We start from the raw sequence: 17,638 nt of genomic DNA, 5'->3' as shown, positions 1-17,638 counted from the left end.
ATTACTGTCCTAATTTACGTTTAATCAGATGTTTAATTTGATTGCGCAAGTCTTTGTCAAATCGCACTTCATATTGTGGTGAATAGCAGCTATCAAAAAAGCGAATTGGCAAAACGAACTCCGCATACTTTTTATCGGTCGGCTGCAGATTTAAATCAACGTTACATTGCATAGATTGTAAATCCACAATGCCCGAACCTTCACCTAAAAGTGCGGTGGTTTTTAACGATATTTTTTCAATGTCCAGTTGATGCCCATTAAGTTTGAAAAGACTGGCGACATGGTCATATTTGGTGTTTAAGTCAGTTTTATCTTTCAGTTCCGAATCATTCCAATTGATCGGCAAATACCGTCCTGCCAAGTCTAGCAGATTCAAACCTAATAATTCGCCGTTTTGGGCATCGAAAAAGAATTCGCCGTTAATAATTTGAGAATGGGCAAATTGCACGGCAATTTCCACATCAGCGGACCCCGTCATGGTTTTGGGGAAAGCAAGCCAAGTTAATAGACGTTCGATAGGGTAATTTTTAGCGGAAAAAGCGACCGCACTTTGTTCCAGCTCGCTCACATAATCCACGTGCGCGAGGCAAGGTGAATGCGCCGTACAATAAGAATCAATATCTGCAGTGAGATGTTTGGTGTATTGGGATAAATCCAATGTCGTTTTAACAAAGCCTACCTTTTCTTCATTTAAAACAACATGATCAAAATAGGCGACAAGCTTTCTCTCATCACTGCGCTGAATACCGCCTTTCATAAAATGAAAATTAAAAATGCGATTGTTGCCGTACAGTGGTTTTGCTAATTCCACCGCAATTTGACTATCGCCACTCAATGCAATGTTGTCGGTAGTAATATTATCCAAGGAAAAATCAGAAAAACGCATTTGAATAGTTGCCGCGTTTTGTGCATTTTCAGAGAGTTTGAGATTTTGAATGTCGATTTCCTGCAATTTGACATCACCGAACAACAGTACCGATAAGGGGAACTTGCCTGTCAGTTTTTCAATACTGATTCGGTTATGCCGGACTTTATCGAAGGAAATATAAGGTTGCGGGAGAATACCTAGATTAAACGCGTGAAATGCAGTTTCATATTGTGCCAATTTGGCTGTCACCGCGCTTTCGAGTTTGTTAAGTTGAACATAAAAAAAAGCCAAGATCGCCAACAACACGACCAATGTCATCAAGGCGATCTTTTTCATTTATTTATCCTCATCGATGCGACTGGCAACCGCGTTTTGTTGATTTTTGTATTTAGCGTCTTTGCGGCTGTTATACGGACGTGCCGCCGCGCCACTTAACACTTCAAAACTCAAAGCGCCAATTACCATATTCGGACGCAACGCCAACGGCAATTTACCGGAATTATAAAACTCCAACACAATTTTGCCTTCCCAACCTGGATCGATACGGTGTGCCGTCACATGCACCATTAAACCCAAACGCGCTAAAGAAGAACGTCCGTCCAACCAACCGATAATGTTGGCCGGTAATTTCACAGACTCCAAGGTTGTCGCCAATGCAAGCATGCCTGGGTGCAAAAAGAAGGCTTCATCATCAGCAATAATAATTTCATCGCTCATGACCAATTCCAACTGTGCGGACACTTCTTCTTTCGGGCCGCTTAAATCAATGTAAGGTGCGGAATGCTCACGAAACACGCGAAAAGAATTCCCCAAGCGAACATCAATGGTCGCCCCGTTAATTTTATCGTTAGACGGGCGCGGACTCAGAGAAATCAAGCCTTCATCCAGATAACGTTCAATGTCAGTATCACATAATCTCATGCCAGGCTCCTATTTTTGGCTTAATAATTGCATAATTTGCGCTTTTAACATATTGATAGCAATACGGTTTTTACCACCGCGAGGGATCACAATGTCAGCGTGTTGTTTAGAGGGTTCGATAAATTGCAAGAACATCGGACGAACAGTAGCACGATATTGATCAATGACGGATTGCAAGGTGCGACCACGTTCTTCCATATCACGCTGTAAACGACGAATAAAGCAAATATCTAACGGCGTATCCACAAACACGGAAATATCTGCCAACTGGCGTACACGCTCGTCTGTGAGTAATAAAATCCCCTCTAAAATCACAATACGTTTTGGCGTGAAATGGGTCACTTCATCGGTTCGGGTATGCTCCACATAACTATACACGGGAATATCAACGGCGTTGCCGGCTTTTAAGGCTTTCAAATGGGTAATGAGCAAATCACGGTCCATAGAATTTGGGTGGTCATAATTCGTTTTAACCCGTTCAGACATCTCTAAGTGGCTTTGATCTTTGTAATAACTATCTTCTGCAATAATACCGATTTCTTCACAGCCTAATTCATGACAAAGCTCTTTGTGCACCGTAGAGGCAATAGAACTTTTTCCTGAAGCCGAAGCGCCTGCAATGGCGATAATAATACAAGATGATATTTGATGATCTGACATACCGTTTCCCTTTCTCTCATTAAGGTAAATAAATTGGCGAAATTATAAAGAAAAAAGCCTTTTTTTGACATAAATAGATCCATTTACAAACAATTTTTCTACAATTAATTTTTTACGCAACATATTCGCTCATAAAATTCTTCGTTTTGTGAGACTTCTCACATTAATTAAGGGGTATTTTATGTAACATGCAAACCTTGAAAGCACTTGCTTGAGCGCATTTCATATTACATTTTCATTTTATGAACAATAAAGAGGTACAACATGAAACTAAAATCACTTTCTCTTGCAATTTCAACCGCACTTTTGGCCAGTGGGTTATTCGTATCACAAGCCGCAACGGCACAAGGACGTTTAGTCGTGTATTGTAGTGCGACGAACATTTTATGCGAAACCACTACGAAAGCCTTCGGTGAAAAATATGATGTTAAAACCTCCTTTATTCGTAACGGCTCAGGCAGTACCTTTGCCAAAGTAGAAGCAGAAAAAAATAACCCGCAAGCAGACGTGTGGTTCGGCGGTACATTCGACCCACAAGCGCAAGCCGCTGAATTGGGTTTAATCGAACCTTACAAATCTAAACACATTGATCAAATCGTAGAACGTTTCCGTGATCCAGCAAAAACTAAAGGCAACTACGTATCCGCCATTTACATGGGGATTTTAGGTTTCGGCGTGAACACAGAACGTCTTGAAAAATTAGGCATCAAAGAAGTGCCAAAATGCTGGAAAGACTTAACGGATCCACGTTTGAAAGGCGAAGTACAAATTGCTGACCCACAAAGTGCCGGTACAGCCTATACTGCGCTTGCCACGTTCGTACAACTTTGGGGCGAAGACAAAGCCTTTGATTTCTTAAAAGCTTTACATCCGAATGTTTCCCAATACACCAAATCCGGTGTCACCCCATCCCGTAATGCCGCCCGCGGTGAAGCGGTTGTCGGTATCGGTTTCTTACACGATTACGCCCTTGAAAAACGCAATGGTGCGCCATTGGAACTCGTGGTGCCATGTGAAGGCACCGGCTATGAGTTAGGCGGCGTGAGCATCTTAAAAGGCGCACGTAATATCGACAACGCAAAATTATTCGTGGATTGGGCGTTATCTAAAGAAGGTCAAGAATTGGCATGGAAACAAGGTGAATCCTTACAAATCTTAACCAACACAACGGCAGAGCAATCTCCAACGGCATTCGATCCAAACAAATTGAACCTTATCAATTATGACTTTGAAAAATACGGCGCTGCCGAACAACGCAAAGCCTTAATTGAAAAATGGGTTCAAGACGTTAAATTAGCGAAATAACACGCTAAAGTGCGGTCGAAAATTCTTGTATTTTTCTCACCGCACTTTTCTTATATTGATGGCTCGTGTCCTTACGACGCGAGCCTATCACTATCATCAGAACGCACATCAACAAAAGTGCGTTACCTCGACATCAAAAACACAGGAGTGTTGAAATGAAACTCTCAAAAATTGCGTTAGCCGTATCCACATCAGCAACTTTATTCAGTAGCGTATTCTTTTCTAGTCAAGCAGTTGCAGAAGGGCGATTAGTTGTGTACTGCAGCGCACAAAATTCAGTCTGTGAAACTCAAGTCCAAGCTTTTTCTAAAAAATATGACGTTAATACAACATTTGTCCGTAACAGCTCTGGAAGCACCTTAGCAAAAATGAAAGCTGAAACAAACAATCCACAAGCAGATGTATGGTACGGTGGAACGTTTGATACTCATTCACAAGCTGCCGAAATGGATTTATTAACTGCATATCAATCACCAATGCTCAATGAAGTTATGCCAGAATTTAAAGATCCTGGTCGCCGTAAAGGTAACTACAGTTCTGTTGTTTATATGGGAGTGTTAGGTTTTGGTGTAAACACCGAAAAATTGAAAAAGCTAGGTATTACTGAAACCCCAAAATGCTGGAAAGATTTATTAGATCCAAAATTCAAAAATGAAATCCAAATTTCAGATCCACAAAGTGCCGGTACTGCCTATACTGCAATAGCCACTTTTGTACAACTTTGGGGAGAAGATGAGGCTTTTAAATATCTAAAAGAGCTTGATAAAAACATTTCACAATACCCTAAAGCGGGGACTGCACCAGCACATAATTTAGCACGAGGAGAGACAACTATCGGTATTGGTTTCCTACAAAACTATTCTTTTGAAAAACAAAATGGAGCACCAATTGAGGTCATTGTTCCTTGTGAAGGAACAGGTTATGAATTAGGTGGAGTAAGTATTATCAAGAATGCTAGAAATTTAAAAAATGCTCAATTATTTGTCGATTGGGCAATGTCCAAAGAGTCTCAAGAACTATCTTGGGAAAAAGGGCAATCTCACCATATCTTAACTAATGTTCATGCTAAAGGTTCTCCTTACGCATTAAAATCAAATGAGCTAAATTTAATTAAATATGATTTTGATAAATTTGGATCTTCTGATATTCGCAGTGGTTTAATTGATCGTTGGGTACGTGAAGTCAAATTAAATAAATAATTTATAACCAAAAATGGAGGCTTTATGAGAAAGCTGTATAATTTTCTCAATTCCAATCTCTTTTGGGTAATGTTCGCGATGGTAGGCTTTCTTTGCCTACCATCATTGGCGTTATATTACGGCATTTTTGACTCTACTTCAGATGAAGTCATTGCTGCAATGGGATGGAATCAACCTAATTTAACATGGGCATGGTTTGGATCCTTATTCCTTATTCCTCTATTTTCTATTTTATGGAAAAAGAAAGGTGCCGTATCTCAAGGGAAAATTGAATTTATTTTATCCTGTATCATTTTTGCATTTGTGATGATTTCAGCCACACTTGCTAAGATAAGCTTAGGATATTCTATTTTTATTCTGACTCTAGCATTAATTGCAATTTCTACTAATGCTCTTGCAAAAATGAAGGTGATGCAAAGCGATAAATTTATTATCGGTTCTTTAATTAGTATTATCTTGCTCATATTCTTTTTTATTGTTTATCCAACATTGACAATCTTTGTATCAATGTTTTACAAGGGTTCAGAGTTTATTCCTGGACAAGTCATTGATATAGTGAAACAGCCTTATGTCGTTAGAATTATTCTAAATTCTCTTTCTGTTGCAGGAACAATTGGGGTACTAGCTACAGTCTTTGGTTTAGTATTTGCACTATATACAACAAGAATTGCTAAACGAAGTGCTGTAATAGGTAAAATCTTTTCCATACTGCCTATCGTAACCCCACCTTTTGTAGTGGGATTAGGTGTGACCTTAATGTTAGGTCGCTCTGGTTATATCACCCAATATTTAGTTGAATATTTAGGATTTGATAGTAACTGGCTATATGGCTTCACAGGTATCGTTATCGCACATACACTTGCCTTAACACCAATGTCTTTTATGATTTTAGAAGGGGCATTAAAATCAATCCATCCATCAATTGAAGAGGCTTCTTATACTTTAAGAGCAAATCGCTACCAAACCTTTTTCAATATTATTTTTCCATTGTTGAAACCTGCGTTAGCAAATTCATTTTTAGTTGTTGCTATCCAATCTATTGCAGACTTTAGTACACCATTAGTTTTAGGTGGAAGCTTTGACGTAATTTCATCACAAATCTACTTCTACATAGCAGGTTCTCAGTTAGATTACGCGTCCGCAAGTACTCTAGGAACAATATTGTTAATTTTCTCTTTAGGTATTTTCATTATCCAATATTGGTGGATAGGTAATCGCTCTTACACAACAGTATCCGGTAAATCTTACCGCGGTGACGTACAAGAGTTACCAACCACAATGAAGTATACAATTACCTTTATTTTGGGATTTTGGGTAGTATTCAACGTATTACTTTACGGCAGTATTTTCTATGGTAGTTTCACCGTAAACTGGGGCGTAAATTACACGTTAACATTGAAAAATTATATTACCCTATTTGGTCAGGGATTCAGTGATGGAGCTTGGCCATCATTAATTCAAACTGTTATTTTTGCCGCAACTGCTGCACCTATAACGGCATTATTTGGTTTATTAATTGCCTATATTACCGTGCGTCGTGAATTCAAGGGTAAGAAGACTCTAGAATTTCTAACCTTACTTTGCTTTGCTGTGCCTGGTACTGTTGCAGGGGTATCTTATATTCTCGCATTTAATGATGCGCCTATTTATATTACAGGAACGGGCCTAATTGTTATCTTATCAATGGTTATGCGTAATATGCCTATAGGTATGCGCGCAGCTATAGCCGGGCTAGGTCAGTTGGACAAATCTCTAGATGAAGCCTCTCTTTCACTTAAAGGCAGTTCATTTAAAACAATTTGTTTCATTGTATTTCCACTGTTAAAACCCGCCTTATTATCAGCTTTAGTAACGAGCTTTGTTCGTGCAATGACCACCGTCAGTGCCATTGTATTCTTAGTTACTGCTGATACGAGGGTTGCTACATCATACATCCTAAACCGTGTCGAAGACGGCGAGTATGGGATTGCCATTGCATACGGCTCTATCTTAATTGTGGTGATGATGGCGATTATTTTATTCTTCGACTGGATTGTCGGTGACACCCGCATTTCCCGTTCCAAAGCGAAAAAAATGAATTAAGTTGTAGGTAAAAAATATGAGTAATGATTTCTTAGTATTAAAAAATGTCACGAAAGCCTTTGGCAAATCTGTGGTAATTGATGATTTGGATTTAACCATTAAACGCGGCACCATGGTGACGTTGCTTGGTCCATCCGGTTGCGGTAAAACGACCATCTTGCGTTTAGTTGCCGGTCTTGAAAATCCAACCTCCGGACAAATTTTCATTGACGGTGAAGACGTAACCAAATCGTCCATTCAAAACCGTGATATTTGTATCGTGTTCCAATCCTATGCGTTGTTCCCACACATGAGTATCGGTGATAACGTGGGCTACGGCTTACGCATGCAAAACGTGAGCAAGGAAGAGCGTAAACAGCGCGTTAAAGAAGCCTTGGAATTGGTGGATTTGGCTGGGTTTGAAGATCGTTATGTGGACCAAATCTCCGGTGGTCAACAACAACGTGTGGCGCTTGCTCGTGCGCTTGTTCTCAAGCCGAAAGTGTTACTGTTCGATGAACCCTTAAGTAACCTCGATGCTAACTTACGTCGCGCAATGCGGGAAAAAATCCGTGAATTACAACAAAGCCTTGGCATCACGTCTCTATACGTGACCCACGACCAAACAGAAGCCTTTGCGGTATCCGATGAAGTTATCGTGATGAATAAAGGGAAAATCATGCAAAAGGCGCCGGCAAAAGATCTGTATCAACGCCCGAACTCCTTATTCTTAGCTAACTTCATGGGCGAATCCAGTATTTTCCCGGCGAAATTGCAAGGAAATACCGTTAACATTCATGGCTATGAACTTGCCTTAAATAATGCCGCTCAATTCAATTTACCGGACGGGGATTGCTTGGCAGGCGTTCGCCCGGAAGCTGTTTATCTCCATGAAACCGGCACAGAAGCCCAACGTTGCACGATTAAAAGTGCGGTGTACATGGGCAACCATTGGGAAGTCGTAGCGTTATGGCATGGTCAAGATTTGTTGATTAACTGCCGTCCGGAACAGTTCAACCCGGCATCGCAAGAAGCCTATGTGCATCTTTCCGAACAAGGCGTTTTCCTGTTAAAAAACCAATAAAAATCAAAAATAATTAAAATTTTAACCGCACTTTATATTCAAGAGAGTAAAGTGCGGTTATTATTTACGGCATTTTTAACGTTGGCGTTCCGTATCGTCATCGAAACAACCTTAACCTAAGTTTGAGAATCACATGAGTAAAAAAAGAAAAGTCACTTTAACCCTTGCTGCTATTATCATTGTACTTGGCGGAGGCGCGCAGTTTTATACCAATCAGCAAGTGGATCAGGTTTTACAAAAATTCCCTTATTCTTTAGATAATCAACTCAGCCTCAATGTGACAGAAAGTGCCAAGAACTTTTTCAGTCGTGAGCTTACCTTTAGTTTAGAAAATAATGATGGCCAAAAAACCAATATTATTTCTACCAAACTGACGGCGTTGCCTTTTTTCATTACGGCGGAATCTAAACTTTCCGAACAATTGGTACGTCAATTAAACAAAGATCTCAATATCACCATTGATAAAAACACCATTAACAGCAAATTTTCACCGGTAGGTGATTACCTGCAATCAAACGTCCTCACCGACTTCCGTGATTTTACGAACAAAGCGCAAACGCTTTCAGTCACTCTAGACTTTAATGCGGGTACAAAAAACGTAGAGCTTAATGCCAATTTAAGCGGCTTTAACTATGATAAAAACAGCAAATTAGAACAAATTGGTGCCCAGATTAAACTGGTGCCCGTTGGCGAAAACCAATACGACATTTCAACCCTTGAACTCAATGCTAAAAATGCCGAATGGGATTTGTTAAATGGCGAAAACACCAAAATCCAACTGAAAAACGCCCGTTATCAATTTGTTGTAAAAAAATCGGCTGATACAGACTTGCGCGATCTTTCCACCCAATTGAGTAGCGACACCTTACGCATTGCCAACAAAGAACGTACGACAGAAGAAAGCCAAACCGTGATTAACGGCATAATGCTAAATGTACAACAGCAAGGTGTAACAAGTGCGGTGGATTTTGCCAATGAATTTAAGAAACAGCTAAACGGTGAGCAAAATATTAAACAGGTAGCCAATTTTTTATCCGCCGTCCTCACGCAAAACCACATATTTAACGGAACCCTTTCCGTCAAATCCGTGGATGCACCTAAAAATCAAAAGCCTTACTTTAATTTAAATGAGGCGAAACTCAATTTAACGATGGCAAATGCAGATCTCGCCAAAGCCAATCTGACTTTGCAATTAAATGCTGCTAGCATCAAGCAGACGCCGGAAGATCAAAGCAAACAATGGGAAGCCAAAGGGGCTCAAATCGTCTATCAACTTGATGGCTATAACTTGGAAAACAAATTGGCATTTATTCCACTCTATTTAGATGCCCTTTCCATCAAAAATGCCCCCAAAGAAGATAACAAGAGCTTATTAAAGCTGAAGAAACAATGGGCAAACACAATGGCTGGAAACAGCAATGCAGAAATCTCATTACAAGCATTTAATTACCAAAATGTCTCTTTGGAAACATTAGCGTTAAAACATCAAGGCTCAGAGGAAAACAACCAATATCGTGGAAATTCCACACTTTCACTAAAAAAACTGACGTTGTCTGAAGCACAAGCGCAAATGGAAGATCTTGCTTTCAATCTACCGCTCACCGTGAATAATATTGCTCAATTTGCAGAAAATCAGTTTTGCTTTGGGTTGACTGCATCATTGTGTTCAGCTTATTTCACAACGGAAACCACACAAAAACTCCTTGGAAATCAATGGAAAGATCTAGATTTAGCCAGTGATAACACAACCCTCACCTTCAATTTAAATACCTATCCAACCACAAAAGCCTATCCGGTGAGTATCCACCTGAAAGGCGCGTTAAAAACAACTAAAGATAAACAGTCCATCGCAGATATGTTCATCGAAAATATGCAAAGCACGACCAATATTATTCTAAGCAAAGGGCTCGCGGAGACTTCTGATGAAGAAAGTTTAAAAATCAAAAAAGTCTCACCATTTTGGCAAGCCTTGTTGACTGAGCTTAAACCGGAAGAACGACTATTTCCGATATTTATCGAAGAAGGCGATAACTATGTTCTGACATTAGAAAGAGACAATAACCGTTTTCTAATTAACGGAAAAACCGTAGAAGAACTTCTGAAGCAACATGAACTGATGGATTCTTCTCAGCCGGAAAGTAAAGACTAAATACCATCACAAGAAAGTGGGCTACACGCCCACTTTTTTCATTCAGTTTCGACTAAAAAACATTTTATTTTTCCACCGCACTTATCCTTTACAAAAAGCAAAATCCGCCTAAAATACCCCTCTTTACGATTTGCCTTGCGCAAATTCCTGACTTGAAATCAGACCATAAGAGACAACTATGACAACCTCATTTAAACCTGAATTACTCTCCCCCGCCGGCTCCTTAAAAAATATGCGTTATGCCTTTGCTTATGGCGCAGACGCCGTGTATGCCGGCCAACCGCGTTACAGCTTGCGCGTACGCAATAATGAATTTAATCACGCTAATTTAAAAATCGGTATCGATGAAGCCCATGCGCTCGGCAAAAAGTTCTATGTCGTCGTGAACATTGCGCCGCACAATTCCAAGCTCAAAACTTTTATTAAGGATTTACAACCGGTTATCGACATGGGGCCGGATGCGCTTATCATGTCCGATCCCGGTTTGATTATGCTGGTACGCGAACACTTCCCTGACATTGATATTCACCTTTCCGTGCAAGCCAATGCGGTGAACTGGGCGACTGTGAAATTCTGGAAGCAAATGGGCTTAACCCGCGTGATTTTATCTCGCGAACTTTCTCTTGATGAAATCGCCGAAATCCGCCAACAAGTACCGGATATTGAACTGGAAATTTTCGTGCATGGCGCACTTTGCATGGCGTATTCCGGCCGTTGCCTGCTTTCAGGCTATATCAACAAACGCGATCCAAACCAAGGCACCTGCACGAACGCCTGCCGCTGGGAATACAAAATGGAAGAAGGCAAAGTGGATGACGTAGGCAATATCGTGCCGAAATTCGACCCAAGCCAACAGATTGAGGTAAAAAATGTCGCCCCAACCCTAGGCGAAGGCGCAGTGACCGATAAAGTGTTCCTTTATACCGAAGCGCAAAATCCTAACGAGCAAATGACCGCCTTTGAAGACGAACACGGCACTTACTTCATGAACTCGAAAGATTTACGCGCCGTGCAACATGTGGAAAAACTCACCGCACTTGGCGTGCATTCTTTAAAAATCGAAGGTCGTACCAAATCCTTCTATTACTGTGCCCGTACCGCCCAAGTGTATCGCAAAGCCATTGACGATGCGGCTGCCGGCAAACCGTTTGATGAAAGCTTGATGGACACCTTAGAGTCCCTTGCTCACCGTGGTTATACCGAAGGTTTCCTACGTCGCCACACCCACGATGAATACCAAAATTATGACTACGGCTACTCCATTTCCGATCGTCAACAATTTGTCGGCGAATTCACCGGTAAACGTAATGAACTTGGCATGGCAGAAGTGGCAGTGAAGAATAAATTCTTGCTCGGCGATGAAGTGGAAATGATGACGCCACAAGGCAACATCGTGTTTAAAATCAACAAAATGCTCAACCGTAAAAATGCGGAAATCGATGCCGCTTTGGGCGACGGGCATTTTGTCTTCTTAGACGTGCCGCAAGACATTCATTTGGACTATGCGTTGCTCATGCGAAATTTGGTTGATACCAACACGCGCAATCCGCACGAAAAGAAAAGTTAATTTATTGTTAAATAAATGTTGCATTATTAATTTGGAAGCATATAATGCAACTCGTACCCTAAAAAAAATATGACTCCAAATACTTTTAGCCCTTACCCCCTTGAAAGGGCTTTTTTTTGCCTTGAGAAAAATAAAACATAGATTAAAGGATGAATTAGGCCGTACAAATACTTTCTTCTACATATTCGCCAAAAGAAATTAGCGTGATTTCTTTTATTTCCTTGAGATTCTCCCCAATTCGCACTAGACTACCGCCCTCTTTTTCAAACCAGATATTCCATTATGCGTGTTGCTGATTTTTATTTTGATTTACCAGATGAGTTGATTGCCCGTTATCCCAAAACAGAACGAACTGCCAGCCGTTTATTGCAGTTGAATGGCGAAAACGGGGACATTTTCCACCGCACTTTTGCCGATGTGTTGGAATTGATTCATCCGGGCGATTTGATGATCTTCAATAATACCCGTGTTATTCCTGCGCGGATGTTCGGGCGCAAAATTAGTGGCGGAAAAATAGAAGTCTTGGTGGAGCGCGTGTTAAGCGAATCCCGTTTTCTTGCCCATGTTCGCGCCTCCAAAGCGCCGAAAGAAGGCGCTGAACTGATTTTAGGGGAAGATAAATTAGGCGAAGGCAACGGCGTAAAAGCCTTAATGGTTGGTCGCCAAGGCAGTTTATTTGAAATTGAAATCGCTGAAAAACAGACCGCACTTTTTGACGTTTTACAACAAATCGGGCATATGCCTTTGCCACCTTATATTGATCGTCCTGACGAAGAAGCGGATCAAGAGCGTTATCAGACCGTCTATAACAAAGTGCCGGGAGCCGTTGCCGCCCCGACTGCCGGTTTGCATTTTGATGATGAACTTCTAGCCAAACTCAAAGAGAAAGGCGTCAATTTCGCCTTTGTAACCTTGCATGTGGGCGCGGGAACGTTCCAACCGGTACGTGTTGAAAACATTGAAGATCATGTTATGCACGCAGAATACGTGGAAGTGCCGCAAGAGGTTTGTGATGCAATTCTAGCCACCAAGAAAGCCGGCAAGCGCGTGATTGCCGTGGGAACAACCTCCGTGCGATCCATTGAAAGTGCAGCATTAGCGGCGGAAGAAAAACAACGTGATGTGTTAATTGAGCCGTATTTTTCCGATACATCTATTTTCATTTATCCGGGCAAAAAATTCCGCGTGGTGGATTGTTTAATTACTAACTTCCATTTGCCGGAAAGCACATTGATTATGTTGGTTTCTGCTTTCGCAGGGTTTAGCCATACCATGGATGCGTATAAAAGTGCAGTGGAAAATCGCTATCGTTTTTTCAGTTATGGCGACGCTATGTTTATCAGCAAAAATCCGAATGTGAAGGGAATGGAATAGAAATTGACTTATTTAGGTTCTCCACCTAAAATCCTGCAACTCAAGCCTGTTACTCAGGCTTTTTTATTGACTAAAAACCTTCGAACTGTTTATTCGTTGAGGAAATGAAATGAAGTATGAATTAGATAAAACCAGTGGCAACGCCCGTCGTGGTCGCTTGGTATTTGAACGCCCACAAGGCACCTTTACCGTTGAAACCCCGGCGTTTATGCCCGTGGGCACTTATGGCACGGTAAAAGGCATGACCCCGGAAGAAGTACGCGCCACCGGTGCTGAAATTCTCCTTGGTAACACGTTCCATTTATGGCTTCGCCCGGGGCAAGAAGTCATGCGTAAACATGGCGATTTACACGATTTTATGCAATGGCATCGTCCGATCCTCACGGACTCCGGTGGTTTCCAAGTGTTCAGCTTGGGCAAGTTGCGTAAAATTACCGAAGAAGGCGTGAAATTCCAAAACCCGATCAACGGCGAACGCATTTTCTTATCACCGGAAAAGTCCATGGAAATCCAATATGATTTAGGTTCCGACATTGTGATGATTTTCGATGAATGTACCCCTTACCCTGCAACCTTCGACTATGCAAAAAAATCCATGGAAATGTCTTTACGCTGGGCGCAACGCAGCCGCAACCGTTTTGATGAATTGGGCAACAAAAACGCCTTATTCGGCATTATCCAAGGTGGTACCTTTGAAGAATTACGCAAAGTATCTTTGGAAGGGTTGGTGAACATTGGTTTCGACGGTTATGCCGTGGGCGGTTTAGCCGTAGGCGAACCGAAAGAAGATATGCACCGCATTTTGGAATACATTTGCCCGCAAATCCCTGCCGACAAACCACGCTATTTAATGGGCGTGGGCAAACCTGAAGATTTAGTGGAAGGTGTACGCCGCGGCATCGATATGTTCGACTGCGTGATGCCAACCCGTAATGCACGTAACGGTCATTTATTCGTCACCGACGGCATTGTGAAAATACGCAACGCTAAATACAAAGACGATACCAGCCCGTTAGATCCGCACTGTGATTGCTACACCTGTAAGCATTACACCAAAGCCTATTTGTATCATTTGGATAAATGCGGTGAAATCCTCGGGGCGCGCCTAAACACCATCCACAACTTGCGTTATTACCAACGTTTAATGGCGGAAATCCGCCAAGCCATTGAAGACGATCGCTTCGATGATTTCGTGGTGGAGTTTTATGCGAGAATCGGCAAGCCTGTTCCGCCGTTACAACTTGCAGAAACAGAAAAATAATCAGTTAAAAGTGCGGTGGAAAATTTACGTGTTTTTTCGACCGCACTTTCATCTCTCACAGGAGTTCCTATGCAAATCCTTGAACCTCAAAAATTCGCCAGTTGGAATGAACCCATTGAAATGTTGTATGCCTGCCATAGCAAAGTGAAACGCTTTTGTCGTCAGCTAACCATTTTGCCTGATTATTTGGCAAAAAACGGTTGTAATCAGGCGGTGAAAAATGACGTTCAGCAAATTCTCAATTATTTCAATCAGTCAGCCCCATTGCACCATGATGATGAGGAAAAAGATTTTTTCCCATTGTTGGTGAAATATGTGCCGGAAGCGCAAAAAGACATTGATGAATTAAAAAGACAGCACATGACCTTGCATGATAACTGGGCAAAATTATCTGAACAGTTGCAAGCCTTGTTGAATGGCGAGCGGGAGAATGTCGATATGGCGTTGATCAACAATGTGGTCTCAGGCTACGACAAACATATCGCCTTGGAAGAGCCGTTATTTAAGCTTGGTAAACAACATTTGTCGGAATCGGAATTACGCGAAATCGGCAACATCATGAGCGCCCGTCGTCGCGTACAAGCTTAAGCTATCGTTGATTTAAATTATGGAATATCAACTTGATACTCGTGAGTATCGTTGTCCTCTGCCGTTATTGATGACGAAAAATGCCGTCAACACATTAGCCCCAAATGATGTATTGACGGTGTGGCTTGCTGCGGAAAGTGACATCGAAGATTTTCGTTTATTTTGCGAAGTACAGCAGTTGTCTTTTGCTGTAATAAGTCAATCTCAACGTACCATTCAAATCACTAAAATCAATAAGTAACCGCCCTATTTTCAGCCTTAAAAAGTGCGGTCATTTTTGCCGTCATTTTTACAATATCATTTTCACATTTAAGCGAATTTATGGTATTTTAACAGCCGATTTTAATCAGTTTACGGACGCTCCATAGCGTCTTCTCTTTTCATTAACTAAAAGGAAATTTGAATGGAAGCTCAACAAGGCAGCCCAATGTCAATGTTATTTATTTTCATCATCTTCGGATTGATTTTCTATTTCATGATTTATCGTCCGCAAGCAAAAAGAAATAAAGAACACAAAAAATTAATGTCCGAATTAACCAAAGGCACCGAAGTATTAACCGCCGGCGGTATCATTGGTAAAATCACCAAAGTAGTTGAAAACAGCGACAGCATCGTTATCGCGTTAAACGACAGCACTGAAGTGACCATCAACCGCAACTACATTGCAGCGGTATTACCGAAAGGCACAATTAAAACCCTTTAATCTTACATTCCTCAAGGGAACAGGAAATCTATGTTAAATCGTTACCCTTTATGGAAGAATCTAATGGTGATCTTTTTGGTCGCCATTGGTATTTTATACGCTCTTCCAAATCTTTACGGTGAAGATCCTGCCGTACAAATCTCAGGAACTCGTGGTCAGGAAGCTAATTCCAGCGTGCTAAGCGAAGTTCAAACTGTCCTAAAAGAAAATAATCTGGCAACTAAATCCATCGTGTTAGAAAACGGCTCTATTCTTGTACGTTTTAACAATACCGATAACCAATTACTCGCCAAAGATAAAATCACTGAAAAATTAGGCAATAACTACTCTATCGCCCTAAACCTTGCACCGGCAACGCCAAAATGGCTAAGTAGCATTGGCGGCAATCCGATGAAATGGGGCTTGGATTTGCGTGGTGGTGTACGCTTCCTGATGGAAGTGGATATGAATTCTGCGCTCACCAAACGTCAAGAGCAATTACAAGATTCCTTACGTGCCGAATTGCGCAAAGAAAAATATCAATACAGCGCTATTAAGTCAGCGGAGAATTTTTCCACAATCGTAAGTTTGGTTAATCCGGAACAGTTATCTGATGTACAACGTTATTTGCGCAAACAGCATCCGACCTTAGACATTCGTGCGATTTCTGATAATACCCTGTCTTTGGCGTTATCTGATGCGGCATTAAACGAAGCTCGCGAAAGTGCGATTGAACAAAACTTAAGTATTTTGCGTAAACGTGTCACCGAACTTGGTGTCGCAGAAGCCGTAATTCAACGCCAAGGCGCAGAACGTATCGTGGTTGAATTGCCGGGGGTACAAGATACGGCTCGCGCGAAAGAAATTCTGGGTGCTACGGCGACCCTTGAATTCCGCTTAGTCAATGGTAATGCAAACTTAGAGGCAGCCGCTCGCGGCATGGTGACTTCTGATTCTGAAGTAAAATATGACAGAAACAATCGCCCTATCGTGCTATATAAACGTGCCGTATTAGGTGGTGAGCACATTACGAACGCCAGTTCCGGTGTGGATCAAAATACCTCTAGACCGCAAGTAAGCGTCACCTTGGATAGCGAAGGCGGCGAAATCATGTCACAAACTACACGCGCCAACATCCAAAAACCAATGGCGACGTTGTATGTGGAATATAAAGATAGCGGCAAAAAAGACGAAAATGGCAAAACCATTTTACAAAAACACGAAGAAGTGATTAACGTTGCCACCATTCAAGGCCGTTTCGGTAGTCAATTCCAAATTACCGGCATTGACTCTCCGGCAGAAGCACAAAACCTTGCGGTGTTACTTCGTTCCGGTGCGTTAATTGCGCCGATTCAAATCGTGGAAGAACGCACCATTGGTCCATCTCTTGGTGCGCAAAACGTCGAACAAGGTTTGCAAGCAAGTTTTTGGGGCTTAATGATCGTCGTCGCCTTTATGGTCATTTACTATCGTAAATTCGGTCTTATTGCCAATGTCGCCTTAATCGCCAATATCATTTTATTGGTCGGCTTGATGTCCTTATTACCGGGCGCCACGCTCACCATGCCCGGGATTGCCGGTATCGTATTGGCAGTAGGGATGTCCGTGGACGCAAACGTGTTAATCTTTGAGCGAATAAAAGAAGAAATTCGCAACGGTCGCCCTGTTCAACAAGCTATTAGCGAAGGTTATAGCGGTGCATTCAGTTCTATCTTCGATGCGAACTTAACCACCATTTTGACTGCGGTAGCACTTTATGCTGTAGGGACGGGTCCGATCAAAGGCTTCGCAATCACCTTATCTTTAGGGATTGCTATCTCCATGTTTACCGCAATCACCGGAACACGCGCAATCGTGAATTTCTTATACGGCGGCAAACGAATTGATAAATTATCAATTTAACGGTGAGGAAATATATT

15 protein-coding genes are annotated in these 17,638 nt (G+C 41.6%); 12 read left to right on the top strand and 3 right to left on the bottom strand.

Annotated elements, in window-relative coordinates; translation table 11 throughout:
* Position 1 precedes the first annotated feature (1 nt).
* The 3 genes from AC30SH_RS02800 to udk are packed head-to-tail and all read right to left on the bottom strand — an operon-like array spanning position 2 to position 2,449.
* Entirely contained in the window at positions 2-1,204 is a 1,203-nt protein-coding gene (locus tag AC30SH_RS02800; protein WP_212509825.1) for an AsmA-like C-terminal region-containing protein, read from the bottom strand.
* Positions 1,205-1,789: a dCTP deaminase gene (gene dcd, locus AC30SH_RS02795; RefSeq protein ID WP_212509826.1), complete on the bottom strand. Its 585-nt coding sequence runs from the start codon at positions 1,787-1,789 to the stop codon at positions 1,205-1,207.
* Positions 1,790-1,798: 9 nt separating this feature from the next.
* Entirely contained in the window at positions 1,799-2,449 is a 651-nt protein-coding gene (udk, locus tag AC30SH_RS02790) for a uridine kinase (RefSeq protein WP_048749854.1), read from the bottom strand.
* 264 nt (positions 2,450-2,713) lie between these two features.
* Here udk and AC30SH_RS02785 point away from each other — a divergent pair, with 264 nt between their 5' ends.
* The 12 genes from AC30SH_RS02785 to secD all read left to right on the top strand — a co-directional run bounded on the left by AC30SH_RS02785 (position 2,714) and on the right by secD (position 17,621).
* Complete coding sequence (locus tag AC30SH_RS02785) at positions 2,714-3,754, top strand: ABC transporter substrate-binding protein (protein ID WP_212509827.1); 1,041 nt, start codon at positions 2,714-2,716, stop codon at positions 3,752-3,754.
* A gap of 155 nt (positions 3,755-3,909) precedes the next feature.
* Positions 3,910-4,953 carry an ABC transporter substrate-binding protein gene (locus AC30SH_RS02780; protein WP_048749849.1) on the top strand — a complete coding sequence of 348 codons (1,044 nt, stop codon included), beginning with the start codon at positions 3,910-3,912 and terminating at the stop codon, positions 4,951-4,953.
* Positions 4,954-4,977: 24 nt separating this feature from the next.
* On the top strand, positions 4,978-7,035 hold the full coding sequence (locus tag AC30SH_RS02775) for an ABC transporter permease (protein ID WP_212509828.1): 2,058 nt from the start codon (positions 4,978-4,980) through the stop codon (positions 7,033-7,035).
* 16 nt (positions 7,036-7,051) lie between these two features.
* On the top strand, positions 7,052-8,098 hold the full coding sequence (gene fbpC, locus AC30SH_RS02770; RefSeq protein WP_111305338.1) for a ferric ABC transporter ATP-binding protein: 1,047 nt from the start codon (positions 7,052-7,054) through the stop codon (positions 8,096-8,098).
* A gap of 133 nt (positions 8,099-8,231) precedes the next feature.
* Positions 8,232-10,247, top strand: coding sequence for a YdgA family protein (locus AC30SH_RS02765; protein ID WP_212509829.1), 2,016 nt, complete (start codon positions 8,232-8,234; stop codon positions 10,245-10,247).
* A gap of 178 nt (positions 10,248-10,425) precedes the next feature.
* Positions 10,426-11,814, top strand: a complete 1,389-nt coding sequence (gene trhP / locus AC30SH_RS02760) for a prephenate-dependent tRNA uridine(34) hydroxylase TrhP (protein WP_212509830.1) — start codon at positions 10,426-10,428, stop codon at positions 11,812-11,814.
* A gap of 282 nt (positions 11,815-12,096) precedes the next feature.
* The gene (gene queA, locus AC30SH_RS02755) at positions 12,097-13,188 is read left to right on the top strand and encodes a tRNA preQ1(34) S-adenosylmethionine ribosyltransferase-isomerase QueA (RefSeq protein ID WP_314885294.1); all 1,092 of its coding nucleotides are present in this window, start codon (positions 12,097-12,099) and stop codon (positions 13,186-13,188) included.
* Positions 13,189-13,297: 109 nt separating this feature from the next.
* Entirely contained in the window at positions 13,298-14,449 is a 1,152-nt protein-coding gene (tgt, locus tag AC30SH_RS02750) for a tRNA guanosine(34) transglycosylase Tgt (RefSeq protein ID WP_111305335.1), read from the top strand.
* Between the two features lie 69 nt (positions 14,450-14,518).
* A complete protein-coding gene (locus AC30SH_RS02745) occupies positions 14,519-15,037 on the top strand; it encodes a hemerythrin domain-containing protein (RefSeq protein WP_314885293.1) in 519 nt (172 codons plus the stop codon).
* Positions 15,038-15,056: 19 nt separating this feature from the next.
* Positions 15,057-15,278 carry a sulfurtransferase TusA family protein gene (locus tag AC30SH_RS02740; RefSeq protein WP_212509834.1) on the top strand — a complete coding sequence of 74 codons (222 nt, stop codon included), beginning with the start codon at positions 15,057-15,059 and terminating at the stop codon, positions 15,276-15,278.
* Between the two features lie 162 nt (positions 15,279-15,440).
* The gene (gene yajC / locus AC30SH_RS02735; protein ID WP_006718961.1) at positions 15,441-15,740 is read left to right on the top strand and encodes a preprotein translocase subunit YajC; all 300 of its coding nucleotides are present in this window, start codon (positions 15,441-15,443) and stop codon (positions 15,738-15,740) included.
* A 30-nt stretch (positions 15,741-15,770) separates the two neighbouring features.
* A complete protein-coding gene (secD, locus tag AC30SH_RS02730) occupies positions 15,771-17,621 on the top strand; it encodes a protein translocase subunit SecD (RefSeq protein ID WP_212509835.1) in 1,851 nt (616 codons plus the stop codon).
* Positions 17,622-17,638: the final 17 nt, after the last annotated feature.

This window comes from Aggregatibacter sp. HK296 (assembly GCF_980469475.1).
This window is presented reverse-complemented; position numbering and strand designations above follow the sequence as displayed.

What these genes read in the sequence shown, in the direction of transcription:
- AC30SH_RS02800 (WP_212509825.1), bottom strand. Translation starts at nt 1,204, where the DNA reads ATGAAAAAGATCGCCTTGATGACATTGGTCGTGTTGTTGGCGATCTTG.
- AC30SH_RS02765 (WP_212509829.1), top strand. Translation starts at nt 8,232, where the DNA reads ATGAGTAAAAAAAGAAAAGTCACTTTAACCCTTGCTGCTATTATCATT.
- AC30SH_RS02745 (WP_314885293.1), top strand. Translation starts at nt 14,519, where the DNA reads ATGCAAATCCTTGAACCTCAAAAATTCGCCAGTTGGAATGAACCCATT.
- dcd (WP_212509826.1), bottom strand. Translation starts at nt 1,789, where the DNA reads ATGAGATTATGTGATACTGACATTGAACGTTATCTGGATGAAGGCTTG.
- AC30SH_RS02740 (WP_212509834.1), top strand. Translation starts at nt 15,057, where the DNA reads ATGGAATATCAACTTGATACTCGTGAGTATCGTTGTCCTCTGCCGTTA.
- udk (WP_048749854.1), bottom strand. Translation starts at nt 2,449, where the DNA reads ATGTCAGATCATCAAATATCATCTTGTATTATTATCGCCATTGCAGGC.
- fbpC (WP_111305338.1), top strand. Translation starts at nt 7,052, where the DNA reads ATGAGTAATGATTTCTTAGTATTAAAAAATGTCACGAAAGCCTTTGGC.
- AC30SH_RS02775 (WP_212509828.1), top strand. Translation starts at nt 4,978, where the DNA reads ATGAGAAAGCTGTATAATTTTCTCAATTCCAATCTCTTTTGGGTAATG.
- secD (WP_212509835.1), top strand. Translation starts at nt 15,771, where the DNA reads ATGTTAAATCGTTACCCTTTATGGAAGAATCTAATGGTGATCTTTTTG.
- trhP (WP_212509830.1), top strand. Translation starts at nt 10,426, where the DNA reads ATGACAACCTCATTTAAACCTGAATTACTCTCCCCCGCCGGCTCCTTA.
- queA (WP_314885294.1), top strand. Translation starts at nt 12,097, where the DNA reads ATGCGTGTTGCTGATTTTTATTTTGATTTACCAGATGAGTTGATTGCC.
- yajC (WP_006718961.1), top strand. Translation starts at nt 15,441, where the DNA reads ATGGAAGCTCAACAAGGCAGCCCAATGTCAATGTTATTTATTTTCATC.
- tgt (WP_111305335.1), top strand. Translation starts at nt 13,298, where the DNA reads ATGAAGTATGAATTAGATAAAACCAGTGGCAACGCCCGTCGTGGTCGC.
- AC30SH_RS02780 (WP_048749849.1), top strand. Translation starts at nt 3,910, where the DNA reads ATGAAACTCTCAAAAATTGCGTTAGCCGTATCCACATCAGCAACTTTA.
- AC30SH_RS02785 (WP_212509827.1), top strand. Translation starts at nt 2,714, where the DNA reads ATGAAACTAAAATCACTTTCTCTTGCAATTTCAACCGCACTTTTGGCC.